The sequence below is a fragment of the Alloalcanivorax venustensis genome (assembly GCF_047495515.1).
Lineage (GTDB): Bacteria > Pseudomonadota > Gammaproteobacteria > Pseudomonadales > Alcanivoracaceae > Alloalcanivorax > Alloalcanivorax venustensis.
In genome coordinates, this window is sequence record NZ_CP179934.1 from 1,470,239 (window position 1) to 1,494,140 (window position 23,902).

Here is a 23,902-nt window from a genome sequence, read left to right on the forward strand (position 1 = left end):
CCGCGACCTTTACCAGAGGGGCTTCTGCTCTTGCTGGGCCCGTTCGGTGGTGTTTTTTTGGCTGCGGCAGATTGCGCTCGCGCGGCGAACGATCCCCTTGGCACCGCACCACCATTCGTTTTGGCAGTAGCAGACTGAACGCGAGATGCAGCGGCTTTGTTCATCGGCTTTGTCATGATTTTCTCCTAAATGAATCGTTTACGATTGTCCCCGCTGGGACATTAGTGATGTTAGAGAGGTGAAAAAGACATATGGGGACAAAAAACGAGACAATAGAGCTGCAAGAGGAAATTAAGCAGGTGATTAGGGAGTTGGGATGGTCGCAGAATCTACTTGCTAGAAAAATTTATACCGAGATTCACGACGTAGACAACGACAGGGAAATAGAGTCTTTTCAAGAGCGTCTAAAGAAGGAGCTGCAAAGACCTACGACAAAGCCGGATAAGCTAAAAAGGTATATCTCAATAATATATCGCCATCCAGAAGCTGAACATCTTGATAAAACTCTGAATAAATACGTCCCATTGGGGCATCTCAGCGAGTGCCTCAGTAAGGGAATGAAGGCAATTTCAAAAAATGCAGATAAAGCTGCAAAAAAATAGGTCAAGGGGCGCCTCACCTGCTCGACTTGATGGTCAGGCGTGTGGGCGCGAAGCTGCCGACAGAGGAACGCTTCGAGTTCTTCGGCAAGGCGTCCTTTAATCTGGCATTGCCGGGCTTCACTTCAGAGACGCCGGAACGCCAGTGGTTCGGTCATGGGGCTGCAATTTGCTCGTGATTTGCGAAAGCACTAGTTGTCGTAGCCGGGCTACGATATAAATAAAGAAACTAAACGCGCACGACACTTCTAGCGGCTCGCATCCGGCCGCGCCTCCACGCTTACCATCATGCTGCGCTCCAGCAGCCAGCCGCGCAGACGTCGGGGCAGCAGGTTGGTGTAGACGGCCACCTTGTTGAGCAGGCCGGGCACGTACACCACCTTGCCGGCGTACATGGCGTCCACGCAGAGCCTGGCCACCTCAGGGGCGGTCATGATGCCGGTTTGTTTCTTCACGGTCTGGCCGGCCTGGTCCAGGAAGGGCGTCAGCACGCCGCCGGGGCAGGCCGCGGTGACGCTGATGGGGCTGTCGCGCAGCTCGTAATCCAGGATTTCGGTGAAGAACCGGACGTAGCCCTTGGTGCCGGAGTAGGTGGCGTATTGGGGCGTGGGCAGGATGCCGGCCAGGGAGGCCACGTTCATCAGATAACTGCGTTGCCCGTGGGCGCGGGCGCGGTTGATAAAGCCGTGGCTGAGGGTGGTGAGCGCGGTGACGTTGAGGTCGATATCCCGCTGCAGGCCGGCCAGATCCTGGTCGGCGAACGGCGCCCAGAAGCCGGTGCCGGCGTTGTTGACCAGCACAGTCAGGTGTTCGTTGTGCTTGGCGAGGGTGGCATCCACGTCGTCGAACAGCGCCCCCAGACTCTGCCGGTCGGCCAGATCGCAAGCCAGGGCGGTGGTGGTGATGCCGTGGCCGGCGGCCAGTTCATCGGCGAGTTGGTCCAGCAGCTCTTTGCGGCGGGCGACCAGGATCAGGTTCAGGCCGCGCGCGGCCAGTTGCCGGGCGATGTCCAGGCCAATGCCACTGGAGGCGCCGGTGATCAGTGCGGTGCTCATGCTGTTTCCTCGCGTTGGGTTGGGCGGCAAACCGAGGATCCCACTATGCCGTGCCCCGCGCGTGAAAGGCATTGGCCTGAAAGTACAGCCCGGAAGACACCAGTGCGCACTGGCCGGCATGCCAGGGGTGATCACGACCGCCGGGCGCCCACCAGTGCGAACCTGGCTCCCTGGGGATCGACGCCTTTGAGGGCGAAGTCGCCGCCGGGAATTTCATCCGGACCGTGAAGGATTTGCCCGCCGTGTTCGGTGATGGCCTTAAGCGCGGCGTCGATGTCGGCGACTCGGAAATAGTAGTGCCACATCGGCACCGGCATGTCGTCGGGCTTGGGCATGATGGCGCCGATCACGCCGTTATGGCGGATAAATTCGTAGGCGCCCATCGGGCCCATGTCCATCTCCCCGTCCTTGGTCCAGCCGAACGCCTCGAAGTAGAAGGCTTTCGCGATGCCGGGGTCGGTGGTGCCCAGTTCGTTCCAGGCGCAGTGGCCCACGCGTGGGCGGTCGGAGGCGAACGCCAGGCTTGTGTGGTCGCTGTGGCCGCGCATCATATAGAAGGGCGTGCCCTGCGGGTCGGTCACCATGGCGAGCCGGCCCACGTCGGGGATGTCCCTGGCGGGCATTTGCACGCTGCCGCCCAGGGCGGTGACCCTGGCAACGGTTTGATCGACATCGTCGACGCCGATATAGCCCAGCCATATTGGCCGGGCGCCACATTGTTTCATCTCTTCGCTAAGCGGCATCACGCCGCCTATGGGGCGCCACTCGCCGGTGTCCTCGTCGGGGGCGTGGAGAATCCGGTAATCCACGCCGGGCTGGCCGCTGTCGGTGACCCGCCAGCCGAGAATGGCGCTGTAGAAGTGCTGGGCGGCGTCCGCGTTGTCGGTGGCCAGTTCGTACCAGATAAATTCGCCGTGTTGGTTGGGCATGGTTCGCTTCCTATCGGTTGTGTGCCCGATAGTCGATCCGACCGGTCAGGCATCGACAGCCTGAAGCTCCGTTCTTGCTTACGCTAGGAATGGTCTATAAAGTAATCACTGACTTTATTTATGACTTATTAATGGATCATGGCCAAGCCCGATAATCGCCCATATTCACGCTACAGTCGCGATGCCGCCCAGCTTCTGGGCCGGCTGATTCGTCGTGCTCGCATCGAGCAGGGTCTCACCGCCGAGGCCCTGGCCGAGCGCGCCGGGATCTCGCGCGGGCTGGTGCAGCGCATTGAGCGAGGGGAAATGGGGTGCGCCATCGGTGCCGTGTTCGAGGCGGCGGCGATTGTCGGGGTGCCGTTGTTCGAGGCCTCGCCAGCGGAGTTGGCGTCCCGGGTGGCGGAGACGGAGTACACCCTGCGGCTGCTGCCCCGGTCGGTGCGGACGTCCGACAAGGATGTGAAGGATGACTTCTAACGATCACGAAGCCTACGTTTGGGTGTGGCTGCCCGGCCGGAGCGAGCCGGTGGTGGCGGGGCGCCTGTATCAGGAAGGGGCTCGGCTGGCATTTAATTACGGCCGCAGCTATCTGGACCGTGATGACGCTATCCCGTTGTACCTGCCTGAGCTGCCTTTGCGGCGCGGTGCCATCGCCCCGTTGCCGGGGCTGTCGATGTCGGGCTGTTTGCGTGACGGCGCGCCGGATGCCTGGGGCCGCCGGGTGGTTTTGAATCGGCTGTTGGGCCGTCCGGGACGTGATACGGACCCCGGGCAGCTCGGCGAGCTCACCTATCTGCTTAATTCCGGTTCGGACCGCCCGGGGGCGCTGGATTTTCAGCGCTCGGCTTCGGAGTATGTGCCGCGTCAGTCCGGTGGGGCGTCTCTGGAACAACTCCTCGAAGCGGCGGCTTTTGTGGAGGCGGGCAAGTCCTTGCCGCCGGCGCTGGATCAGGCGTTGTTCCACGGCAGTTCCCTGGGCGGTGCCCGGCCCAAGGCCGAGATTGAAAGCGGGGACCTCAAGTACATTGCCAAGTTCTCATCCAGCACCGACACCTACGATGTGGTGAAGGTGGAGTATGTGGCGATGCGCTTGGCGGCGGAGCTCGGGCTACAAGTTGCTCCTGTGCAACTGAAGCGTGTCGCCGGCAAGAACGTGTTATTGGTTGAACGCTTCGACCGTAGCAGGGTTGGCAACGGCTGGGCCCGCAAGGCGATGGTGTCGGCCCTCACCTTGTTCGAGCTTGATGAGATAATGGCGCGCTACGCCAGCTACGAAACCCTGACCGAGATTATCCGCCATCGGTTTACCGAGCCTACGGCCACCCTGCGTGAGTTGTTCCGGCGACTGGTGTTCAACGTGCTTTGCGGCAACACCGATGACCACGCGCGTAATCACGCCGCTTTCTGGAGCGGCGATTCGCTCACGCTGACGCCGGCCTATGACATCTGCCCTCAGGCACGGACCGGCAACGAGGCCTCCCAGGCGATGCTGATCGACGGAGACCGGCGCCTCAGCAACCTCAATATCTGCCGTGGGGCGGCGAAACATTTTCTACTGTCCGAAGATGGCGCCAACCAGATCATTGGCGAGCAGATCGCCGGTATCCGCGAAAAGCTCCCGGCTGTAATGGAAGAAGCGACGCTCAGCGAGGTGGATCGCCGGCTCTTGAGTCAGCGAATGTTTCTCAACCCGGCGGTGTTTGAGAGCGTGGACTGAAGCGGGTAATCCACACCCCATAGCCCACCGCCAACACACCCAGCCCGCCCCCCAGCAGGCACACACCCAGCCAGCCGGCTTGCTGGTAGGCGGCGGCGGAGCCCAGCGAACCCAGGGCGCCGCCGACGAAGTACAGGAACATGTAGCCGGAATTCAGGCGGTTCCGGGCGGCCTCGTCCAGGTTGAAGATCATGTTCATGTTGGTGATGTGCACCGCCTGCAGCGCCAGGTCCAGCAGCACGATGCCGGCGACCAGGGCGATCAGGGAATACGCGCCCAGCCCCAGCAGCCCCCAGGACACCAGCAGCGCCACCACGCCGAGCACCGTGAGCCGGGCGCCGTGGCCCCGGTCGGTGAGTACGCCGGCGTGGCGGGCGGAGAGCGCGCCCATGGCGCCGGCCAGGCCGAACAGGCCGATGGTGGCGTCGGAATAGGACCAGGGCTCGCTGGACAGCAAAAAGGCCAGCGAGGTCCACAGCACGCTGAACATGGCGAAGATCAGGCAGCCCAGCAGGGAGCGTTGCCGGTGCAGCGGGTAGCGGGCGAACTGGGCGAACACCGAACCGATCAGCTGCCCGTAGTGCATGCGGGTGGTCTGGGCGTAGCGGGGCAGGGCGCGCCACAGGGCCAGGGTGTTGAGCAGCATGAGCGCCGCCGCCACCCAGTAGACAGTGTGCCAGTCGCCCAGGCTGGAGAGCGCGCCGGCCACGGTGCGGGCCAGCAGGATGCCCAGCAGCAGGCCGCTCATCACCGTGCCCACCACCTTGCCGCGCTGCGCCACCGGCGACAGGGTGGCGGCGAACGGCACCAGCACCTGGGCTACCACGGAAAACGCCCCGGTGATGGCCGTGCCGACCAGCAGGGCGGCCAGGGACCCGGCGGTGGCGCTCACCAGCAGGCCGGCGGTGGCGAACAGCATCATGGTGACGATCAGCCGCCGGCGCTCCACCAGGTCGCCGAGCGGCACCAGCAGGATCAGGCCCAGCGCATAGCTGGCCTGGGCCACGGTGACGATGATGCCGGCCCGGGCGTAGGACAGGCCGAGCTGATCCGAGATGGTGTGCAGCAGCGGCTGGGCGTAGTAGTTGCTGGCCACCACCAGGCCGGTGGTGGTGGCCATCAGCAGGATCAGCCAGGTGCTCAGGGCGGATTCGGTGGTGCGCTCGGCGTGCGTCATGGTGCCTCCTTCCGGTGAGGCGGGCAGTGTCGGCGACTCGGTGCCATCGGGCAAATGTATTATTATGATGCCAACTATCGTTTTTCGAGATGCATGCCATGAAGCTGAAGCAGGTGGAGTATGTGCTGGCGGTGGCCGAGGCGGGCAGCTTCACCGGTGCCGCCCGACAGTGCCATACGGTCCAGTCCGCGCTCAGCCATCAGGTCGCTCAACTGGAAAGCGAGCTGGGCGTGACGCTGTTTGAGCGCAACTCCCGCTCGGTGCGCCTGACCGAGGCGGGCAGGGTGTTCGTTCAGCAGGGGCGCCAGGCGCTGGAAGCCGTGCAGCGCATCACCGATGAGGTGGTGGCGTCCACCGGCGAGGTGCGCGGGCGCCTTTCCATGGGCACCATCTCCACGCTCACCAGTCCGGACCCGATCGAGCTGCTGGCGCGCTTTCACCGCCGCTTCCCGCACGTGCGTGTGGAGCTGGTCATGGAGGGCAGTGAAAAGATGCTGGCCAAACTGGAAGAGCGCCGCCTGGATGTGGCGTTTATCGGAGTTTGGCCGGGCGAGACGGTGCCCAGTAGCCTTTGTAGCCGGTCGCTGTGTAACGAAGAGCTGGTGGCGCTGATGTCGCCGTCCCATCCGCTGACCGCCCACGACACGGTGACCCTGGGCCAGCTGGCGTCCTGCCCGGTGGTGGATTTCCCCGTGGGCAGCAGTGCGCATCGCCAGTCCGCGGAGGCCTTCGCCGCCCAGGGGCTGGAATATAACGTCCAGTTCGAGGTGAGCACCGTGCAGCATCTGGTGGCGATCGTGCGCCAGGGGCTGGCGGTGGGGTTGATTCCGCAAAGCCTGTCGCACCAATTGACGGACGTCAGCACCCGGCGGGTGGACAATGCGCCGCAGCGCTCGGTGCGCGTGGTGTGGCCAAAGACCGCCTCACCCGCCACCCGGGCCCTGCTGGCGTTGCTGGCGGTGGAGGACGAAGGCGCGTACAACGGGCCTGCGCCATCCAGCCAATAAAACAATGAAGCCGGCACAACGCCGGCGGCAAAAAAGGGAGAGAAATCACGTGTTCAACCATATCATGATCGGTTCCAACGATATCGAACGTTCCAAGCGGTTCTACGACGCGGTACTCGGCGTGCTCGGCGCCGGCGAGCCGATCCGTAACGAGACCGCTTCCGGCATCGTGCGGCTGTTCTACCGCCACGACGGCAACACCCTGGCGATCACCCAGCCGCTCAACGGCCAGCCGGCCACCGGCGCCAACGGCGGCACCATCGGCTTCAAGTGCGACTCCCCGGAACAGGTGAAAGAGCTGCACGACGTGGCGGTGGCCCACGGCGGCACCTCCGTGGAAGATCCGCCGGGCCTGCGCGAAAGCGCCATGGGCGCCATGCATCTGAGCTACGTGCTCGACCCGGACGGCAATAAGCTCTGCGGGCTCTACCGCGTAAAGTAAAACCTTATCGGCATGGAATTGGCCGCCGGAACGGGCCGGTTTGATTGACCGGCCCGTTCCACATCACAGGGAGGCAAGATGTGGGAATTCAGTAAGATTCTGGCTCAGGGGCTGGAAAAGGGCGATGTCCTGCTGGTCATCGCGGCGACCCTTGTCCTCGTGGTCATGAATGTCCACAAACTCTCCTCCTTTCTTCTGGAGCGTAAGCGGCACCGGCTAAAGAGCGTGGAGGCCGCTCTACAATCCGAGCATGTGCAAGGCTTGGAAAGGGAGTGTTTGAAAGAGCGGGCCGCCACGGAGCATTTCTATGCGGCCACGGGCATCATGATGGAGACCGCGCCGCGTCAGAGGCTGCTCAGAATCTACGAGCGCAGCGGCGGGCGCGTGCAGTTTGTTCACTTTAAGCGTGCCGCCTCATACTTTCACTATGAGGATGGCAGTTTTGAGGTGCGGCTTGGCCGTTTTGAGCGTTGGCTCATGCGGTTGGGTCTGAGTGTTGGTATCCCCTTGTTCGCCTTCTCCCTCGCACTGCTTTTCATGACCCTCTTTTGGGTGTTCCTACTGGGTAGTGAGCCATGGGTACCTTGGAGTACCTGGTTGTTATTCAGCGTCGTGGGTTGGGCCATGGTTATATCAAGTCGGTCAGCCTATTCGGCGCACTGCATCCTCAAGGAGATGAAGCGCCAATCCGAGATGGGCAAGCCTGATGAGGGCGTAGAAGTTACAGGGAGTTAGCGGGTATGGAAGCGATCTTTTTCAACGGCTGGTCGGTGCTGGGCCGCACACTGCTGATTGGCGTGCTGGCCTATGTGTCGCTGGTGTTCATGTTGCGGGTGTCCGGCAAGCGGACGCTGGCGAAGATGAACGCCTTTGATCTGGTGGTCACGGTGGCGATCGGTTCGACCCTGGCCACCATCGTGCTGAGCAAGAGCGTGGCGCTGGCGGAGGGTCTCCTGGCGTTGGCGCTGTTGATCGGCATGCAGTTCGCCATTTCCTGGTCGAGCACGCGCATGCCGTGGCTGCGCCGGGTCGTCACCGGCGAACCGCGCCTGCTGTTGCGCGACGGCGCCATGCTCGACGACGCGCTGCGCGACGCCCGGGTGACCCGGGAAGAAGTACACGCGGCGGTGCGCTCCTCGGGTATCGGCGCCCTCGGCGACGTCGCCGCCGTGGTGCTGGAAACCGACGGCTCCTTCAGCGTGATTGCCGGCCAACCCGGCGCCGCCCTGTCCAGCCTGGACGGCGTCAAATAGCGCCCCAGTCCTGTCCTACATCCATCAGAGCATTCAGCTCACACGATCTTCCGTTCTCGCTGACTGTCCCACCGGGGGTACAGAGCGAGCATGCCGGCTCATTCCCTGTGAACGGAGCCGGCATGAGCGAGATCGTGATTTTCGAGGAAGACGCCCAGAAGGTTGAAGTACGGCTGGAGGGCGAAACCGTCTGGCTGACATTGTCGCAGCTTGCCGAGTTGTTTGGTCGGGACAAGTCCGTCATATCCAGGCATCTACGCAATATTTTCAGAGACTTCGAGCTGGAGCGGGAATCAGTTGTTGCAAAAAATGCAACAACTGCGGCTGACGGCAAAATCTATCAGGTAGAGCATTTCAATCTGGATGCGATCATTTCGGTCGGCTACCGGGTGAACTCCCACCGTGCCACTCGCTTCCGCCAATGGGCCATCACGGTCCTGCGCCACCACCTGACCCGCGGCTACAGCCTCAATGAGCACCGTCTGGCCCGGCAGGGCCTGTCCGAGTTGGAGCAGGCTATCGAAGTGCTGGGGTAGGAGGGGGTCGGGCAGCCGCTAAAACCGGTCCGCCCGATAGGGCGCCATATCCACCTCGGTCGGCTCCCCATCCATCATCTGTCCGAGCAGCTGGCCGGTAATCGGCCCCATGGTGAAGCCCTGGTGGCCGTGCCCGAAGGCCAGCCACAGCCCGGGCAGACCGGGGGCCGGGCCGATCACGGGTTTCATGTCCGGGGTGCAGGGGCGGGCGCCCATCCAGGGTTGCGGGTCGAGCCGGTCGCCCAGAGGGAAGAGCGTGCGGGCGACGGCTTCGGCGGCGGCCAGTTGCCGGTAGTGGGGCCGGGCGTCGTGGCGGGCCAGCTCGGCGCCGGTGGTGAGGCGGATGCCGGCGCGCATGGGGGCGAGCAGGTAGCCGGTTTCGGAGTCCATCAGCCAGTGGCGCAGGCGGGCGTTGTCGCGGGCGCCGTAGTGCATGTGGTAGCCGCGTTTCACGAACAGCGGCACATGCAGGCGCTGTTGGTCGAGCCATTGCGTGGACCAGGGGCCGAGGGCCAGCACCACCTGCTCGGCGAAGAACGTGTCCCCGCCGGCCACGGCCTGCCAGCCGTTGCCGTGGCGCGACAGCGTTTCCAGTGGCGCCTGGACGAAGCGTCCGCCCTGTTGCTGGAAGTGGTCGGCGTAGGCGGCCACCAGGGCGCCGGGGTCGGTGGCGGTCCAGGGCTGGGTCCAGTGGATGGCGCCGGCGAGGCGGGGCGCCAGGTCCGGCTCCCGTTGGGCAAGCGTGTCGCTATCCAGAATGTCGTGGGTGACGCCGTACTCGTCGGCGTCCTGTTCCGCCTGCCGGCATTCCGCGTCGAAGGCGTCGGCGGTGCGGAACACTTCCAGGTAGCCTTCCTGACGAATCAAGTCGTCGGCGCCGGCGGCGTCGATTATCGCCGCGTGGGCATCCCGCGCCCGGGTGATCAGCGCCGCGTATTCCGGGACGATGCGCGCGTAGCGATCCGGCGCCGAATTGCGCCAGTACTGAAACAGGGGCAGCGCGGCTTGCGCCATGCCGGAGGGTCGATAGCGGATATCCACCCGCCGGTTGGGTAGCACCCGGGTCAGCGTGGTCAGATCGCGCGGGAAGCGGTAGGGCCGCACGGCCTCGCGCTGGATGATGCCGGCGTTGCCGAACGAGGTCTCGCGCCCCGGCGCGTTGCGGTCCACCAGGGTAACCCGGTGGCCGCGTTGCAGCAGGTGCCAGGCGGTGGAGACGCCGACCATGCCGGCGCCCAGAACCAGAATATCGCGGGCCATGTTCGCTCCTGTTATGAGTCACCAGGAAAGCATAGAAAGCCGGCCCGGCACTAGCGTCTTGGTGCGCTTGCCCACCGGTCCGCGCCGGCGTTTCAATGACCCTCATCACCGGCCACGATCGCAAAGGAGTGTTTTCATGGACACGGCGTTACAGAAGCGGCTGGAACGGACGCTACGCGAACAGGCGCCCGGCCTGTTCCATTTCCCGGAGATCTACGGCCGGGGTTGGGGTGAGCTGTACATCGGTGATCGCGTTAAGCTCGGCAACGACTTTCTGAGGCTGGTCCGGCAGGGCCGCTTCCAGGGCATCGAGGACACCGGAGAAAAGAAAGACGGCGGTCGGGTTTACCGCAAGCTGAGGTAAGGTCGGGACAGTGACGGTGCCGGTAGAACAGTGACCGTGCTTCTGGCACGCTTCGAAGCACCCCTCCAAATCGAAAGGCTGTAATGGACGATGGCGAATAAAGAAACCCGCTCCACGTTCAGCGCCAAATTGCTTCGCCCGAAAAAGCCGGGTGACGGCGAAGACTGGGCCTTCGTGGTGCTGCCCAAGGAGGCCAGTGCCAAGCTGCCCCGGCGTGGCCGCACTTCCGTGGACGGCACCCTCAACGGCCAGCCCTTTAATGCTCTGTTGCTGGAGCCGGACGGCCGGAAGAGCCATTGGTTGCGCATCGACAAGGCCTTGATGGCCGCGTCCCACACCGCGCCGGGCGACGTTGCCGAGTTCGGGATCGCGCCCGTGGTGCGGGAGCCGGAACCAGAGGTGCCTGAAGATCTGCGGCAAGCGTTGCAGGCGTCGCCCGACGCCCTTGCCACCTGGGAAGCCACCACCACCCTGGCGCGGGTGGACTGGGTTCACTGGGTGGTCACCGCCAAGCAGGCAAAGACCCGCGCCAAGCGGATCAACGACGCCTTGGACAAGCTGGCGTCCGGCGAAAAGCGGGTCTGCTGCTTCGATCCGTCCGGGTTCTACAGCAAGGCCCTGAGCGCGCCCGAGGCCGAGGCGTAACCGCCGCGGGTCATGTTCCCGCCATCCGGATTGCGGCACTATAGGGCCACCCCTTTCGCGCACGGAGACACACAACAATGATAATGCTGATTCTCGGTTTGCTGATTTTCCTGGGTATTCACTGCGTGGGCTTCGCCCCGGAATGGCGGCAGCGCCGCGTGGACAGTATGGGCCTGCTGCCCTGGAAAGGGCTCTACAGCCTGATCGCCCTGGCCGGTTTCGTGCTGATTATTCTCGGCTTCCAGCGGGCCCGGCTGGCCCCGATGGTGTTGTACACGTCGCCGGCGTGGCTGGGCCACCTGAATGCGTTGTTCACCCTGGTGGCGTTCGTTTTGCTGGCCGCCGCCTATGTGCCCGGCAACCGTCTCCGTGCCCGCATCGGTCACCCCATGGTGGTGGCCACCAAGGTGTGGGCGTTCGGCCATTTGCTCTCCATCGGCTTGCTGCACGACGTGGTGTTGTTCGGCGCTTTCCTGGTGTGGGCGATCGTGGCGTTCGCCCGGCTGCGTCGGCGTGACCGTGCCCAGGGCGTAACCTACGCGCCCGGTACCCTCAAGGGCGACATTATCACCGTGGTGGTGGGCGTGGTGGCCTGGGCGCTGTTCGCGTTCTGGTTGCATGGCGCCCTGATCGGCGTGCGGCCGTTCGGCTGAAAGCCCTGTTCGACCAGATGGCGCCGGGCTACGACGATCTGCTGCGCGTCCGTTAAGGCAAAGACTTCAAGGAAGAAATATATGGGCCAATGGAAATATCTGGCGCTGGCCGCGCTATTTTCGGGCTGCACCTCGCAACCGGCGAAGATCGAGTCGTTCCAATGCGCCGAAGGCGTTTCTCCGAAGGAGTGTCGCATTGAGTGCCTCCGGCACTTCACCACGGAAGATCCGGATTTTCAGCGCTACGACGCCAATGGCTGGCTGGTGGCGGTGAAGATGACCGAGGAAGATCGCTGGCTGTGGGCTTTCACACCGGCGTCGCATCCGGCGCACCCCGCCGTGATTCGCCGCTCCCTGTTCTGGCTTCCAACCGCGTCCCGGATCGAGACCGTCGTGCTCTGCGGGTTTGAAGATGAGGCGCGATGCCAGGCGTTTCTCGATGAGGTGTCCCGGAATAATGACGCCATTCGCGAGATGGGGTACCCGGAAGAGCCGGCCTATTACATGTATGAAGTTATTCAGACGCTGCGTGAGGTGGAGTGGGGGGCTTAGCGCCCCCCGGTCGGCTATTACTCGGGCCGGCTGACCGCGCGGACCTTGCCACTGGGCCCGCCGCCGCAGTAGAAGCTGCCGTTGCCGTCGTAGGTCAGCCCGGACACATGAACGCCTTCGGGCAGGTCGATGCGCTCGAGCACGTCACCGGTCCGCGAATCAATGTGCCGCAGGTCGGCGTCGTCGCCTTCCCAGGTGCCGTGCCAGAGTTCGTCGTTGATCCAGGTGACGCCGGTGACGAAGCGGTCGGATTCCAGAGTGCGCAGTACCGCCCCGGTTTGCGGATCCACTTGATGGATCTTTCGTTTCCGATACTGGCCGACCCAAAGGGAACCTTCCGCCCAGGCCATGCCGGAATCCTCGCCGTCGCCGGGGGCGGGCACGGTGGCGATAATCTCACCGGTGTTCGGGTCGATCTTTTGAATCCGCTTTTCGGCGATCTGGTAGAGGTGGGTGCCGTCGAAGGCGGTGCCGGCGTCCGCCGCCACGTCCAGTGTTTTTTGTATTTCACCGCTGGCCGGGTCCAGGGCCTGGAGTTTGTCGCCGGTGGCCAGCCACACGTAACGGCCGTCGTAGTCCACGCCGCCGACGGTTGATGCGCCGGGGAAGGGGCCGTACTCGCGAATGATTCGTGCTTGTGATTGTTTCATGGTGATGCCCTCCTTGTAGGTTCTGGCCATCCTAGCCGCCGGGCAGTGGCGCGGTGAGTAACAAGGTTGTCGTGAATCCGAGCACCGGCGAAGCCACCCAGCGGCGCGCTCGGCCTTGCCCGATGGCTTCCACTTTGCCGGCGTTCGCCAGAGCGTCCAGCGCCCGTTGCACGGTGCGCTGGCTGGTGCCCAGCGCCAGTGCCAGGGCGGAGCTGGACCAGGCTTCGCCGTCGGAAAGAAACGCCAGTATCGGCGCGTGCTTGTCTTCCACCGGTCGGGCCAGCACCGCCACGTCGCCGGTCAGCGGCTTCAGCTTGAAGCCGTGGCGGGTGGCGTGCAGCCGCGCGAGGGGCCGTAGTGCTTTGCGCAGCCGGCCGATTTCCACGCGCAGCCGGGCGCGATGGGATTCTTCCACCTGGCGCAGGCGGAAGGCGCGCTCGATCAAGGTGTCGCGGCGGGCGTCGCCGGGCCAGGCTTCGGCCAGCGTGCGCGCCAGGGTGAACAGCACCGGCCGTGTCGCCAGTTCGATCACGGCGCTGGCCTGGTGCACGCTGTAGCGGCAGGCGTCCACCACGAGGGTGGGGGAGGCGAACAGCGCTTCCACTTCATCAAGCCGCACCGGTCGATCTTCGTCGTGCGTTACCAGTCGGGCGGCCGGCGCCTGCAGCACCCGGGCGGCCTTGTCCACTTCGTTGATCAGGGCGGCGATGCCTGAGCGTCGCGCCACTTGACCGGCGTGGCCCAGGGCGGTGCGTGCGGTGGCGGTATCGAGTCGGCGCAGGGCGATACCGGCGACGGCCAGCTGGTGGGTGGCCTGCAAGGCCGGGGGCAGGACGTCGGTATTGAGGGCTTTGAGCTGTTGCTCGGCGTCGTCGAGCCGGCCGATCAGCAACAGACGGTGAATCGCCAGGTAGCGAGCGTGGGCGGCGTTCACGGTATCGCCGTGGCGCTGCAGGGTCTCCCGCGCCGCGTCCAGCGCCTTGGAGGAGGCGTGCAGGTCGCGGGCGGCCAGCGCCACCTCCGCCTCGGCCACCACGCAGCGGGCGCGCGCCACCGTTTCCTTTGTGGTGAAGGCCCGCGCCGCGCGCCGCAACAGCGCCCGGGCGCGGGCCAGGTCGCCGAGCTGCGCCATGGCGATGCCGCGCAACGCCAGCGCCGGCGCGTCGTCGCGCAGCGAGACATGGTTCAGCGCCCGCAACGGGTCGCCGCCGGCCAGGGCCCGCGCCGCCGCTGAAATCAGCGAATCCATAGGGGTGCCACCATCTGTCTCCGCCTGTTATAACCGCCCTGAGTCTAGCAGTGTTGAACGAACGCGTGACGCGCGAGGTAGACCATGAAAGTGAAACGTATCATGGCCAACACGGCCACTTCCGATTTGGACAAGGCCGACCGCTTTTACGGCGACATTCTTGGCCTGGAACGGCTAATGGACCACGGCTGGTTCCGCACCTATGGCTCCCATGAAACCATGATGGTGCAGGTCAGCTTCGGGTCCGAGGGCGGTTCGGGCACCCCGGTCCCCGACCTTTCCATCGAGGTGGACGATCTGGAAGGCGCCCTGTCCCGGTTCCAGCAGGCCGGGGTGCCGATTGAGTACGGCCCGGTCAGCGAGCCCTGGGGGGTGCGGCGCTTCTATGTGCGTGATCCGTTCGGCAAGCTGCTCAATATCCTGCAGCACGAGTGAACCCTGTGGCGTGCCGGGTAACCTAATGTCCACCTTGTTTGGCACGAAAGGCCCGTTACAGGTCCGCCCGCCGGCGCCATGATGGTGGCCGACTTGGTAAAGGGGCTGACTATGCAAATCGATACGAGCACGCCGGTGATGGTCACCGGCGCCACCGGCTACGTGGCCGGCCGTCTGGTGGAGCGTTTGCTGGAAGAGGGCGTCACCGTGCACGCAGCGGTGCGCAACCCGGATGACAGCCACAAGCTTCAGTATCTGAACGCCATCGCTGAAAAGACGCCGGGCAGTATCCGCTACTTCAAGGCGGACCTGCTCTCCCCCGGCTCCTACGCGGAGGCCATGGCCGGCTGTTCGGTGGTGTTTCACACCGCGTCGCCGTTCACCACCACGGTGAAGGACCCGCAGAAAGAGCTGGTGGAACCGGCGCAGCTGGGCACCCGCAATGTGCTGGAGACCGTCAACGACACCCCGTCCGTGAGGCGGGTGGTGCTGACCAGCAGCTGCGCGGCGATCTACGGCGACAACGCGGACCTGAAGCACACCACCAACGGCGTGTTCACCGAAGCGGACTGGAACACCAGTTCGTCCCTGAGCCATCAGCCCTACGCCTACTCCAAGACCGTGGCGGAAAAAGAAGGCTGGAAAATCGCCGACGCCCAGGACCGCTGGGATCTGGTCACCATCAATCCGTCCCTGGTGGTGGGGCCGGGTATTAACCCGAACGCCACCTCGGAAAGTTTCGATATTCTGCGTCAGTTCGGCGATGGCACCGCGAAGCCCGGCGTGCCCGATGTGGGCATCGGCGTGGTGGACGTGCGTGAGGTGGCCGAAGCGCATCTGCGCGCCGCCTGGCTGCCTGAAGCCAATGGCCGCTATATCCTCTCCGGCCATGACACCGACTTCCCGGAGATGGCCGCCGTGCTGCGCCGCCGCTTCGGCAAAAAATACCCGATCCCCAAGCGCACCCTGCCCAAGGCCGCCGTGTGGCTGGTCGGGCCCGTGGTGAACAAAACCCTCACCCGCAAGTTCGTCAGCCGTAACGTCAATCTCCCGTGGCGAGCCGACAACAGCCGTAGCCGCGAGCAGCTCGGCATCCAGTACCGCCCGTTGGACCAGTCCCTGAACGAATTCTTCCAGCAGCTGGTCGACAGCGGCCAGTTGAAGAAGTAACAGCGCCGGCCCGTCCGGGCGATGGGGGGGCTGGCCCACGGGGTGGCGTTGTACGGTGATTACTCTACACTTCTAGCTGTCTTTGACGCCGACGATGAGATAGGCCATGCCCCCCACTGATCCTTATTCCCACGATCAGGCGCACCACGCCGAAACCGCGAACCGCGATGATTTAACGGAGTGGTCGTTGTTCTCGCTGGCGACCCTGTTCGACTCGCTCCCTGAGGCCGTGGTAGTGGCGGACCGTGAGCGCCGGGTGCGGTATGTCAATACGGCGGCGGTGACGCTCTTCGGGTACAGTCTGCAAGACTTGCAGGGCCGGAAGACCGAAATTCTGTATGCGGACCCGACCGACTTCCTGAACCTGGGCAAGGAGCGTTATAACCCACAGGCGGACCCGGTCTTTTCAGCGTACAGGGTATTATATCGCTCTTCCGACGGCGCCACGTTTCTGGGGCAAACGTCCGCCGGGGGGCTGCCCAGCGCCTCGGGTGAAATCCAGGGATACCTGGCGTTGGTTCGGCCCGCGCGTTCCGCGGAGCAATCCGTTGATACCTTGCAACGGTTGCATTCCATCACCGCCGATACCGAACGGGATCATGGCGCCAGGCTAGCCGCTATCCTTGAGCTGGGAGCGCGGCACTTTGGCTTGGAACTGGCGATTCTGTCCAGCATCCAGGATGACGTGTACCGGGTCGAGCATTGCCACGACCCGGCCGGCGGTGTGTCGCCGGGCAACACCTTTGATCTTGGCGGTACCTATTGCGTGCACGCCCTGGAGGCGGGCGGCCCGGTGGGCTTTCATCACGCCGGGGAGAGTGAGATCCGCACCCATCCGTGCTACCGCGATTTCGGCCTGGAGGCCTATATCGGCAGCCCAATCCAGGTGAACGGCAAGCTGTACGGCACGGTGAATTTTTCCTCGGTGCGGGCCTGTGAGCCCTTTTCCCGTGACGATCTGGTGTTCATGCAGCTGCTGGCGGACACGGTGGGCTACGAGATTCACCAAAATGCCATGCGCGATCAGCTCAGCCTGCTGGCGCGTACCGACGAGCTGACCGGGCTGGCCAATCGGCGTGCCACCATGGAGTCGCTACGCTGGCAAATGGCGTATTCGTTACGTTCGGGCGTGCCGTTGGCTGTCTTGTCGCTGGATCTGGATTATTTCAAGAGTATCAATGACACCTGGGGGCATGCCGGTGGGGATCAGGTGCTGTTGGGGTTCGCCAGGCTGCTCCGCGCGGTGACCCGTGAAGTAGATCTGTGCGGCCGCCTCGGCGGCGAGGAATTCATCGTGGTGCTACCGGATACCGACGCTGGCGGGGGCACGGTAGTCGGCGATCGCCTGCGCCGCCGACTGGCCGAGACGCCCATGTCGGTTTTGGGTAGCGAATCGGTCACCGTCACGGTAAGCGCCGGCCTGACCGAGCTGCAGCCGGGGGATACTCTGGAATCGATGCTCAACCGTGTGGATCGCGCTTTATATCAGGCCAAGCAAAGTGGCCGTGATCGTTTGTGTGTCTCGGAGGCGTAACGGGGTAGACCGGCTCTTGGCGCTAGCCAGGAGCCGGCTGTTTGTTGTGATCCAGGCGGATGCCTAATCCAACCCCATGGCCGCGTCGACGCCGGTTTCCACTGAGGCTTCCGTATCCTGTCGGATCTCCAGGTAGGTGTCGTTGGCCTCGGTATAAGCCGGCCATTGTAGGCTCGGTGGGCTGGGGTTGGCGGTCTTCGCGAAGTTGGTCCACATCGTCATCATCAGTTCGCTGACGGTGGCGTCGTCGGCGCCGTACTGCATGGACAGGAAAATATCCTGGGGGTCGCCATCGCTGCCGGTCACGCCGTTGCCGTTCAGGTCGCCGATTACCGGCTGGTTGCCTTCCGGGGTCAGCACCAGGCCGAGCAGGAAGTTCTGCACCAGCCCGGTGGGATGATTGAACAGGTAGGGCAGTTCGCAGCCGTGGCAGCTCTGCAGGCCGAGGGCTTCCCAGCCTTCCGGTACCCGGGTGGACTTATAAACGTACTGGTCGGGCTGGTAATCCTGGGAACGCTGTTCCAGCCACACCGGCAGGGCGCCGCGCAGGCTGGTGTAGTCGCCGGCGGTGACCCCCGCCATCAGCGGCACGTCGCTGGGCATGCCGTCGAGCACGTTCTGGTAGTAGGTTTTCGGCTGGTAGTAATAGTCCGCGTTGGGCCGGTAGGTCTGGCGCGGAATGTTATTCTCCGCGTCGGCGTCGGTGAAGGCGGTCCAGGGCAGTTGCCGGGCCTCCTCCAGGGAGTCCACGCCGACCCGGTCGAACAGGGCGCTGCCGATGGCTTCCGATTCCGCCAGGGAGTCCGCCGGCACGCTGTCGGTGTCCATGGGCGCGAAGCCGCTCATGACGATGGCCTTGTGGAACAGGCCGGTGGCCTGCGGCGAGTTCATCAGCGAGTAGGTTTTGCCGCCGCCGCCGGACTGGCCGAAGATCGTCACGTTGTCGGCGTTGCCGCCGAAGGCGGCGATGTTGTCCCGCACCCATTCCAGGGCCATCACCAGGTCCATCTGCCCGTAGTTGCCGGAGCCGCCGTAGCCGCTTTCCTCGCTGAGTTCGGGGTGGGCGATGTAGCCGAACGGGCCCAGCCGGTGGTTGACGGTCACCAGCACCACGCCCTTTTGGGTGAGGCTGTCCGGGTTGTTGTATTGCTCGGAATTGGCGGACAGGATCGCGAACGAGCCGCCGTGGAACCAGACCATCACCGGCAGGTTGTCGGCGTTCTTGGGTGTGGTGACATTGAGGTACAGTGAGTCCTCGCTCATGCCGCCTTCGTTGATGCTCTCCAGCGCCCGGTCCTGGGCGGATTGGTCCGCCCACTCCACCGCGTCGCGCACGCCGCTCCAGGGCTCAGGCGCCACCGGCGGGCGCCAGCGCAGCTCGCCCAGTGGCGGTTTGGCGTAGGGAATGCCCAGGAATTGCCAGGTGCTGTCGTTGGCTTCGAAGCCGCGCAGCTCGCCGCCGGTGGTGCTGACCACCGCGCGTGCGCCGGTGGACCGGCCGAAGTGCGCCAGCGCGTCGGCCGCCTCACGGACCCGGCGCGCGCGCGGGTCGGTGTCGGTGAACAACGCGTTGTCCTCCAGCGCCGTCATCAGCGGCGCCAGACTGGTGCGGAAGCTGTCCGTGGGCTGGTCGAAATCAATGCCCGCCGCGTTCTCCGAGACCAGGGCGCGAATGGCCTCGCTGATCTGGATGCCGTTGTTGAGATCGCCGTCCTGATCCAGCGTTTGCAGCAGAACTAGCTTGTTGCTGACGCTGTCGTCCTCGGGGCTGTCGGCGCCCTCGGTGATCGTCAACGGGGTCAGTTGCCGGGCGCCTTTGGCGCTGCCCAGCGGCAGGTCGCCGATGGAGAAGGTGAGGGGCTCGCCGTCCCGGTAGCGGAATTCGCCGGCGTCGTTGGTGACGCCGCTGGCGCTGTCCGTGCCGGCGTAGTCGAGCCCGGCCACCGGGCTGTCCACGAAGGTGCCGGTGCGGGTGGCCGGGCCGGATGAACCGCCGTGGTCATTGTCGCTGTCGCCGCCGCAGGCGGCCAGCGCCAGCAGCAGAGGCGTTATGGCGGCGGCCAGCCAGGCTGGCCGGGCGCCGTGTCGGTTTGGGTGTGTCATGGTGCTCTCCCTTTGTTGTTCTCAGTGTTTGTTGTTGGTGTCAGTCGTTCAGGACGTCGCCCAGGCCTGTTTTCACCTCGGCGGTGTCGCTGATTTCCACATAGCTTTCGGTGGCCGCGTCGTAGAGCGGGTAATCGATCTCGCCGTCGATGCTCGGGTTGCTGGTCTTGGCGAAATTGGTCCAGATGGTGAGCATGCGGTCGATCACCTGCTCGTCGGTGGCATCGAAACCGGCGGAGGCGAAAATATCCACCGGGTCGCCCTGGGAGCCGGTCACGCCGTTGCCGTTCAAGTCGCCGATTTCGAGGGAGTCCCCGGTGGCCGGGTCGATCACCAGGCCGAGCAGGTGATGGGTGATCACGCTTTCCGGCATGTTGAATACGTAGGCCAGCTCGGCGGCGTGGTAGGCCTCCACGCCCTGAGCCTTCCAGCCGGCGGGCTGGTGGGTGAAATAGGTGGCGTAGTGGTTGGCCGAGCACAGCGGCGCCATCCAGGGGAAGACGTTGATCGCGGTCTGCGTGGGGTCCGGGGTGTCGTTGGCGTTAATGCTGAACATGAACGGCACGTCGTTCTGGTTGCCGGATTCGAAAGCGACCCGCTCCGTGTAGGGCAGGTAGTGATTGTCCACGTTGGTGTAGGGCACCAGGGTCGCGGCGGCGGCCACCACTTCCTGCCAGCTTTTCTCGCGCATTTCCGTGACCGAGGCGGCCCCGAGATTGGTCTGCAGATCGCTGCCGATGGCCTCGGCGTCGGCCAGGCCGCGGGTATCCGGAATCAGTGTGCCGCTCTGACTGATGGCGCGGTGGAACAGCCCCGCCGCTTGCGGCGACGCCATCAGCGACAACACCTTGCGGCCGCCGCCGGATTCACCGAAAACGGTGACGTTGTCCGGGTTGCCGCCGAACGCGGCGATGTTGTCCCGCACCCACTCCAGCGCGGCGATCAGGTCCATCTGGCCGTAGTTGCCGGAGCCGTTGTAGCCGCTTTCCGCGCTGAGGTCGGGATGGGCGATGTAGCCGAACGGCCCCAGGCGGTGGTTCACCGACACCTGCACCACGCCCTTACTGGCCACCGCTTTCGGGTTGTTGAAGGGTTTGGTGTTGCTGGTCAGCGCGGTGAAGCCGCCGCCGTGGAACCACACCATCACCGGCAGGCCGTCGGCGTTCTTGGGGGCGGTCACGTTCAGGTACAGCGAGTCCTCGCTCATACCGCCTTCGCCAAACCGTTCCAGGGCCGCGTTCTGGGCCGCCTGGTCGCTCCAGGCGGTGGCGTCGCGAACGTCGTCCCAGGGGACGACCGGTTGCGGCGCCCGCCACCTCAGATCGCCGAGCGGTGGCCGGGCGTAGGGAATGCCGAGGAACTGCCAGGTGTTGGCGTCCGCCTGGAAGCCGCTCAGCCGTCCGTCCGTGGTCTCCACGATCCGTCGCGGGCTGCTGGCACGAGCGAATTGCTCCCGCGCGTCGCTGGCGGCGACGAGACGGCGGGGGCGCGGGTCCGTGTCCGAGAACGCGCCGGCGTTGTCCAGTGCGGTGATCCGCTCTTGAAGCGCGCTGTTGAACGCGGCGGCGGGCTGCTCGACGTCGAGCTCGCCGGCGTGGGTGGAAACCGCATCGCGGATCTGTTGCGTAATTTGAATGCCGTTGTTCAGGTCGCCGTCCGCGTCCAGCGTTTGCAAGAGCACTAGCTTGTTGGTCACGGCGGGGTCGCTGGCGGCGGCGCCATCACCACTGACCTCCAGCACATTGAGGCGTTGCGCGCCCGGTGCCGCGCCCAGGGCCAGCTCGCCAAGGGCAAAGGTCACCGTCTGGCCGCCGGTGTAGCGGAAGCGGCCGTGTTCATCGGTACTGCCCATGGCCGAGTCACCGCTTCGGTAATCCAGACCGGAGACCGCGGTGCTGCCGAAGGTGCCGGTACGCCACACCTGACCGGTGTCGGAGTCCGACGACGACGAGCCGCCGCATCCGGCTAGCGATAGGCACAGTAACGCCACGGAGGCGGTCAACCGGACGCGCGGGGCGTGAGCGCTGTCACGTTTTTTCATATAGGGTTCTCCCGAGGTGTTTTTATTCTGAAACTCACGTTTTCAGGGTGTTATAGAGTCGGGACTGAAGGATTGAATGTTTTTGCCGCGTCACCGCAAAAACGTACAAGCCGGGTTATCGAAGCGATGGGCTATGATCGTGGTGGGTAACAAGGGGAGCTGTGTCTAGGCGCTATGTAGTGAGCGCGCCGCCGAGGGCAGGAGAGATCCCATGGGTTTAAAGTACCGAGAACAAGAAAACGCATTACCGGACAACGCGGCGCACCGCCCGCTGGACAATGTCTACATCGTGGGCTGCTCCGGGTTTATTTATACCGCCGCTTCGATCGTCAGCGAAGAAACCCGACCGCCTTCCGCCGCGCTGATTGTTTCCGCCGGGGCGGCGCCGTTTCGCATCACGGTGAAAGGCAAGGCGCTGTCGACCCGGGCGGCGGTGATACCGCCTTTCCTGGCGCGTGGCCTGGGCGCCCACGAGGTGCCGCTGGTGTGTTTCCACATCACGCCGGGGTCGCCGCGTTACGCCGGCTTCAGGGCGTTGGCGCCGGGCGGCGTGGCATTGCTTGAGCGCGACTGTTTCCAGGAACTCGACGCTTCGCTGGAGGCGCTCTACCAGGGGCGCCTGGAGCCGGCTCTGGCGCCGGCGATCTACGAACAGGCCCTGAGTGTGCCGTTCCGGCACCTGACGCCCCAGGCTCGGCTGGACCCCCGCGAGCCGCTGATACGGGAACTGCTGGAGCGCCGCCGGGACCTGACGCTGACCGAGCTGGCCCGGGAGCTGGGCACGTCGTACTTCTGGGCGTCCCGCCTGATGAGCGATGTGTTCGGTATGTCGTTGCGTGACTATAAATCCTGGCAGAAGCTGCAGCGCGTTTTCCATCTGCTGCATTCCAATCGCAGTATCACCGAGATTGCCCACGCGGCCGGCTTCACCGATTCCGCGCATTTGTCGCGTACCTACCAACGCTGGTTTGGCCAGCCACCGTCCTATAGCCGTAATCGGAATAACGTGCGGGTTATGTGTTGCGAGTGACCTTCACCGGGACCGGCGTGCGCGGCGCGGCCGCGCTTTAACCCGAGCTGATCCAGCCGCAATGAAAACCGTGTGGAATATGATGCGGCAGGGGCACCGCCGCCACCTCTTCCAGGGTCTCGCTACGGGCGTCCAGCAGCACGATCTCGCTGCAATGCGTATTGGCGTCGTAGACGGCGGTGCATAAATAGCCGTCCCCTTCTTGTTCACCTTCCGGCACGAATACCGCTTCGGAGACGAAGCGTCCCGGCCCCATCCTATGCAGGGCGGTGTGGCCGCTCTCGGTGTCCAGTCTTTGCACGGCGTTGAAGAAGCCGCCCTGGTCGGCAAGCGCGGTATTAAAGAGAAAGCGGCTGGGCTCGCCCTGATAGCGGTTATCGAAAGTGGGGAACTCGCAGCCGGCCTGGTGCGGCAATGGCAGGTAGGTATGTTTGCCGGTGCGCAGATTCAGCCGTAGCTGTCCGGGTTCGCCGGCATCGCTTTGATAGTGGCGGGTGAAATCCCGCAGGGCCTGGTTGATGGTGAAATCGGGAAAGCGCACCAGCTCCACGATCAATTCGTCACCGGTCTCACGGGCGTTGCCGAAGTGAAACACCACGAACGGGTCAAGTTCGAAGGTGTGGGTGCGCTCCAGGGAATCCAGGTCGATCACATGGGCGCGCATGCCCCAGGCCGGATCATGGCTCATGCACTGGTCGACGGTGCGCAGGCCGAGCATCATTTTGCTGATGCCTGTCATGGCCACCGGCTGCTCCAGGAACAACCAGTGACGTTTCGACATGGCGGAGCCGTGCAGAAACGTCAAGCGCGGCAGCGGGAAACGCCCGCGCCGTTCCATGCGCCCGCTGGGGCCGATCTGGTAGAGATTCACCTGCGGGCCGTGCCGCCCCAGGCTGACGCCATGGTTGTAGTAGCGCCCGGTGTCCGGGTGATGGTGGCCGTGGGCGCTGAAGGGCTCGAAGGGTTTCAGGCCGCCGGCGAAGCTGGCTTCGCCCAGGGTCCTGAGAGTTTGCGGGTCCAGGCCCCAGGGGCGGCCGCCCTCCCATTGCGCCAGCAGCCGGTCGCCGTGCTGAACGATACTGGTGTTGGCGGCGTTGGCCGGTGGCCGGCCGATGTTGGCGAGGATGCCGCCCGGGGCGTTGTGGCCGAAACTGCGTTTTTTAATGTGGCCGGCGGCGGTTTCGGCCCGGTATTTGGGTGTGCGCACGAAACGGTTGCGGTAGCGGGCGCCCTCTTCGCCGAAGGTGAGCGCATGCACCATGCCGTCGCCGTCGAACCAATGGCCGAAGGTCCGCCCGGCCAACTCGTTGCGGCCGGGGCCGATGCGCAAGAAGGTGCCGCGCACGGCGTCCGGTATCTTACCGCGTATTTCACCGTTGGTGATGCGCAGGCTGACTTCCCGCTCCAAGTTCTCGAAGCCCCGGCGGTGGTCGGGGACAGGATGATTGTCCATAAAACGTGCCCTCCTGACGCAAAGGTATACAGCTTGTTTATGAGAGAG

25 protein-coding genes are annotated in these 23,902 nt (G+C 64.4%); 16 read left to right on the top strand and 9 right to left on the bottom strand.

From position 1 onward, the window contains the following. Window positions 1-251 precede the first annotated feature (251 nt). Window positions 252-602 carry a hypothetical protein gene (locus ACMG4O_RS07075; RefSeq protein WP_414434739.1) on the top strand — a complete coding sequence of 117 codons (351 nt, stop codon included), beginning with the start codon at window positions 252-254 and terminating at the stop codon, window positions 600-602. Between the two features lie 245 nt (window positions 603-847). Here the strand turns inward: ACMG4O_RS07075 and ACMG4O_RS07080 are convergent, their stop codons facing one another. Next, window positions 848-1,654, bottom strand: coding sequence for an SDR family NAD(P)-dependent oxidoreductase (locus tag ACMG4O_RS07080; RefSeq protein ID WP_414434740.1), 807 nt, complete (start codon window positions 1,652-1,654; stop codon window positions 848-850). A gap of 131 nt (window positions 1,655-1,785) precedes the next feature. Further along, entirely contained in the window at window positions 1,786-2,583 is a 798-nt protein-coding gene (locus ACMG4O_RS07085) for a VOC family protein (protein ID WP_414434741.1), read from the bottom strand. 138 nt (window positions 2,584-2,721) lie between these two features. Between ACMG4O_RS07085 and ACMG4O_RS07090 the strand changes: the two genes are divergently transcribed. Continuing rightward, window positions 2,722-3,060: a helix-turn-helix domain-containing protein gene (locus ACMG4O_RS07090; RefSeq protein WP_142948527.1), complete on the top strand. Its 339-nt coding sequence runs from the start codon at window positions 2,722-2,724 to the stop codon at window positions 3,058-3,060. Next, window positions 3,050-4,300, top strand: coding sequence for a type II toxin-antitoxin system HipA family toxin (locus ACMG4O_RS07095; protein WP_414434742.1), 1,251 nt, complete (start codon window positions 3,050-3,052; stop codon window positions 4,298-4,300). The genes ACMG4O_RS07090 and ACMG4O_RS07095 overlap by 11 nt, the downstream gene beginning before the upstream one ends. Here the strand turns inward: ACMG4O_RS07095 and ACMG4O_RS07100 are convergent. Continuing rightward, window positions 4,269-5,477: an MFS transporter gene (locus tag ACMG4O_RS07100; RefSeq protein ID WP_414434743.1), complete on the bottom strand. Its 1,209-nt coding sequence runs from the start codon at window positions 5,475-5,477 to the stop codon at window positions 4,269-4,271. The genes ACMG4O_RS07095 and ACMG4O_RS07100 overlap by 32 nt on opposite strands. Window positions 5,478-5,575: 98 nt before the next feature. Here ACMG4O_RS07100 and ACMG4O_RS07105 point away from each other — a divergent pair, with 98 nt between their 5' ends. The 5 genes from ACMG4O_RS07105 to ACMG4O_RS07125 all read left to right on the top strand — a co-directional run bounded on the left by ACMG4O_RS07105 (window position 5,576) and on the right by ACMG4O_RS07125 (window position 8,715). After that, window positions 5,576-6,484 (top strand): LysR family transcriptional regulator, encoded by a 909-nt coding sequence (locus ACMG4O_RS07105; RefSeq protein ID WP_414434744.1) that lies wholly within the window; start codon window positions 5,576-5,578, stop codon window positions 6,482-6,484. 49 nt (window positions 6,485-6,533) lie between these two features. Beyond that, window positions 6,534-6,926: a VOC family protein gene (locus tag ACMG4O_RS07110; RefSeq protein ID WP_194855783.1), complete on the top strand. Its 393-nt coding sequence runs from the start codon at window positions 6,534-6,536 to the stop codon at window positions 6,924-6,926. A 78-nt stretch (window positions 6,927-7,004) separates the two neighbouring features. After that, on the top strand, window positions 7,005-7,661 hold the full coding sequence (locus ACMG4O_RS07115; protein WP_414434745.1) for a hypothetical protein: 657 nt from the start codon (window positions 7,005-7,007) through the stop codon (window positions 7,659-7,661). A 5-nt stretch (window positions 7,662-7,666) separates the two neighbouring features. After that, window positions 7,667-8,179 carry a DUF421 domain-containing protein gene (locus tag ACMG4O_RS07120; RefSeq protein ID WP_414434746.1) on the top strand — a complete coding sequence of 171 codons (513 nt, stop codon included), beginning with the start codon at window positions 7,667-7,669 and terminating at the stop codon, window positions 8,177-8,179. A 122-nt stretch (window positions 8,180-8,301) separates the two neighbouring features. Next, window positions 8,302-8,715, top strand: a complete 414-nt coding sequence (locus ACMG4O_RS07125; RefSeq protein ID WP_414434747.1) for a virulence RhuM family protein — start codon at window positions 8,302-8,304, stop codon at window positions 8,713-8,715. A gap of 18 nt (window positions 8,716-8,733) precedes the next feature. On the opposite strand, the gene ACMG4O_RS07130 is transcribed toward ACMG4O_RS07125, so the two are convergent. Beyond that, complete coding sequence (locus ACMG4O_RS07130) at window positions 8,734-9,975, bottom strand: NAD(P)/FAD-dependent oxidoreductase (protein WP_414434748.1); 1,242 nt, start codon at window positions 9,973-9,975, stop codon at window positions 8,734-8,736. Between the two features lie 136 nt (window positions 9,976-10,111). On the opposite strand from ACMG4O_RS07130, the gene ACMG4O_RS07135 reads away from it, so the two are divergent. The 4 genes from ACMG4O_RS07135 (at window position 10,112) to ACMG4O_RS07150 (ending at window position 12,189) form a co-directional block, all read left to right on the top strand. Beyond that, window positions 10,112-10,339 (top strand): DUF1413 domain-containing protein, encoded by a 228-nt coding sequence (locus tag ACMG4O_RS07135; RefSeq protein ID WP_335629711.1) that lies wholly within the window; start codon window positions 10,112-10,114, stop codon window positions 10,337-10,339. A gap of 90 nt (window positions 10,340-10,429) precedes the next feature. Beyond that, a complete protein-coding gene (locus tag ACMG4O_RS07140; RefSeq protein ID WP_414434749.1) occupies window positions 10,430-10,984 on the top strand; it encodes a YdeI/OmpD-associated family protein in 555 nt (184 codons plus the stop codon). A 77-nt stretch (window positions 10,985-11,061) separates the two neighbouring features. Next, a complete protein-coding gene (locus tag ACMG4O_RS07145) occupies window positions 11,062-11,637 on the top strand; it encodes an NnrU family protein (protein ID WP_414434750.1) in 576 nt (191 codons plus the stop codon). An 81-nt stretch (window positions 11,638-11,718) separates the two neighbouring features. Next, window positions 11,719-12,189, top strand: a complete 471-nt coding sequence (locus ACMG4O_RS07150) for a hypothetical protein (protein ID WP_414434751.1) — start codon at window positions 11,719-11,721, stop codon at window positions 12,187-12,189. A gap of 17 nt (window positions 12,190-12,206) precedes the next feature. Here ACMG4O_RS07150 and ACMG4O_RS07155 read toward each other — a convergent pair whose 3' ends face one another. Beyond that, the gene (locus tag ACMG4O_RS07155) at window positions 12,207-12,839 is read right to left on the bottom strand and encodes a PQQ-binding-like beta-propeller repeat protein (protein WP_142948537.1); all 633 of its coding nucleotides are present in this window, start codon (window positions 12,837-12,839) and stop codon (window positions 12,207-12,209) included. A 31-nt stretch (window positions 12,840-12,870) separates the two neighbouring features. Further along, on the bottom strand, window positions 12,871-14,088 hold the full coding sequence (locus ACMG4O_RS07160) for a helix-turn-helix domain-containing protein (RefSeq protein ID WP_414434752.1): 1,218 nt from the start codon (window positions 14,086-14,088) through the stop codon (window positions 12,871-12,873). 84 nt (window positions 14,089-14,172) lie between these two features. Between ACMG4O_RS07160 and ACMG4O_RS07165 the strand changes: the two genes are divergently transcribed. The 3 genes from ACMG4O_RS07165 to ACMG4O_RS07175 all read left to right on the top strand — a co-directional run bounded on the left by ACMG4O_RS07165 (window position 14,173) and on the right by ACMG4O_RS07175 (window position 17,227). Further along, complete coding sequence (locus ACMG4O_RS07165) at window positions 14,173-14,523, top strand: VOC family protein (protein ID WP_194855770.1); 351 nt, start codon at window positions 14,173-14,175, stop codon at window positions 14,521-14,523. 111 nt (window positions 14,524-14,634) lie between these two features. Continuing rightward, window positions 14,635-15,693 (top strand): NAD-dependent epimerase/dehydratase family protein, encoded by a 1,059-nt coding sequence (locus tag ACMG4O_RS07170; RefSeq protein WP_335629718.1) that lies wholly within the window; start codon window positions 14,635-14,637, stop codon window positions 15,691-15,693. Between the two features lie 106 nt (window positions 15,694-15,799). Continuing rightward, window positions 15,800-17,227: a diguanylate cyclase gene (locus tag ACMG4O_RS07175; RefSeq protein WP_335629719.1), complete on the top strand. Its 1,428-nt coding sequence runs from the start codon at window positions 15,800-15,802 to the stop codon at window positions 17,225-17,227. Window positions 17,228-17,290: 63 nt separating this feature from the next. Here ACMG4O_RS07175 and ACMG4O_RS07180 read toward each other — a convergent pair whose 3' ends face one another. Both ACMG4O_RS07180 and ACMG4O_RS07185 read right to left on the bottom strand, forming a co-directional pair. Beyond that, window positions 17,291-19,330: a carboxylesterase family protein gene (locus ACMG4O_RS07180; RefSeq protein ID WP_414434753.1), complete on the bottom strand. Its 2,040-nt coding sequence runs from the start codon at window positions 19,328-19,330 to the stop codon at window positions 17,291-17,293. 40 nt (window positions 19,331-19,370) lie between these two features. Further along, window positions 19,371-21,371 (bottom strand): carboxylesterase/lipase family protein, encoded by a 2,001-nt coding sequence (locus tag ACMG4O_RS07185; protein ID WP_414434754.1) that lies wholly within the window; start codon window positions 21,369-21,371, stop codon window positions 19,371-19,373. Between the two features lie 211 nt (window positions 21,372-21,582). Here ACMG4O_RS07185 and ACMG4O_RS07190 point away from each other — a divergent pair, with 211 nt between their 5' ends. Further along, the gene (locus tag ACMG4O_RS07190) at window positions 21,583-22,401 is read left to right on the top strand and encodes a helix-turn-helix domain-containing protein (protein WP_414434755.1); all 819 of its coding nucleotides are present in this window, start codon (window positions 21,583-21,585) and stop codon (window positions 22,399-22,401) included. Window positions 22,402-22,438: 37 nt separating this feature from the next. On the opposite strand, the gene ACMG4O_RS07195 is transcribed toward ACMG4O_RS07190, so the two are convergent. After that, a complete protein-coding gene (locus tag ACMG4O_RS07195) occupies window positions 22,439-23,854 on the bottom strand; it encodes a carotenoid oxygenase family protein (RefSeq protein ID WP_414434756.1) in 1,416 nt (471 codons plus the stop codon). Between the last annotated feature and the right edge of the window lie 48 nt (window positions 23,855-23,902).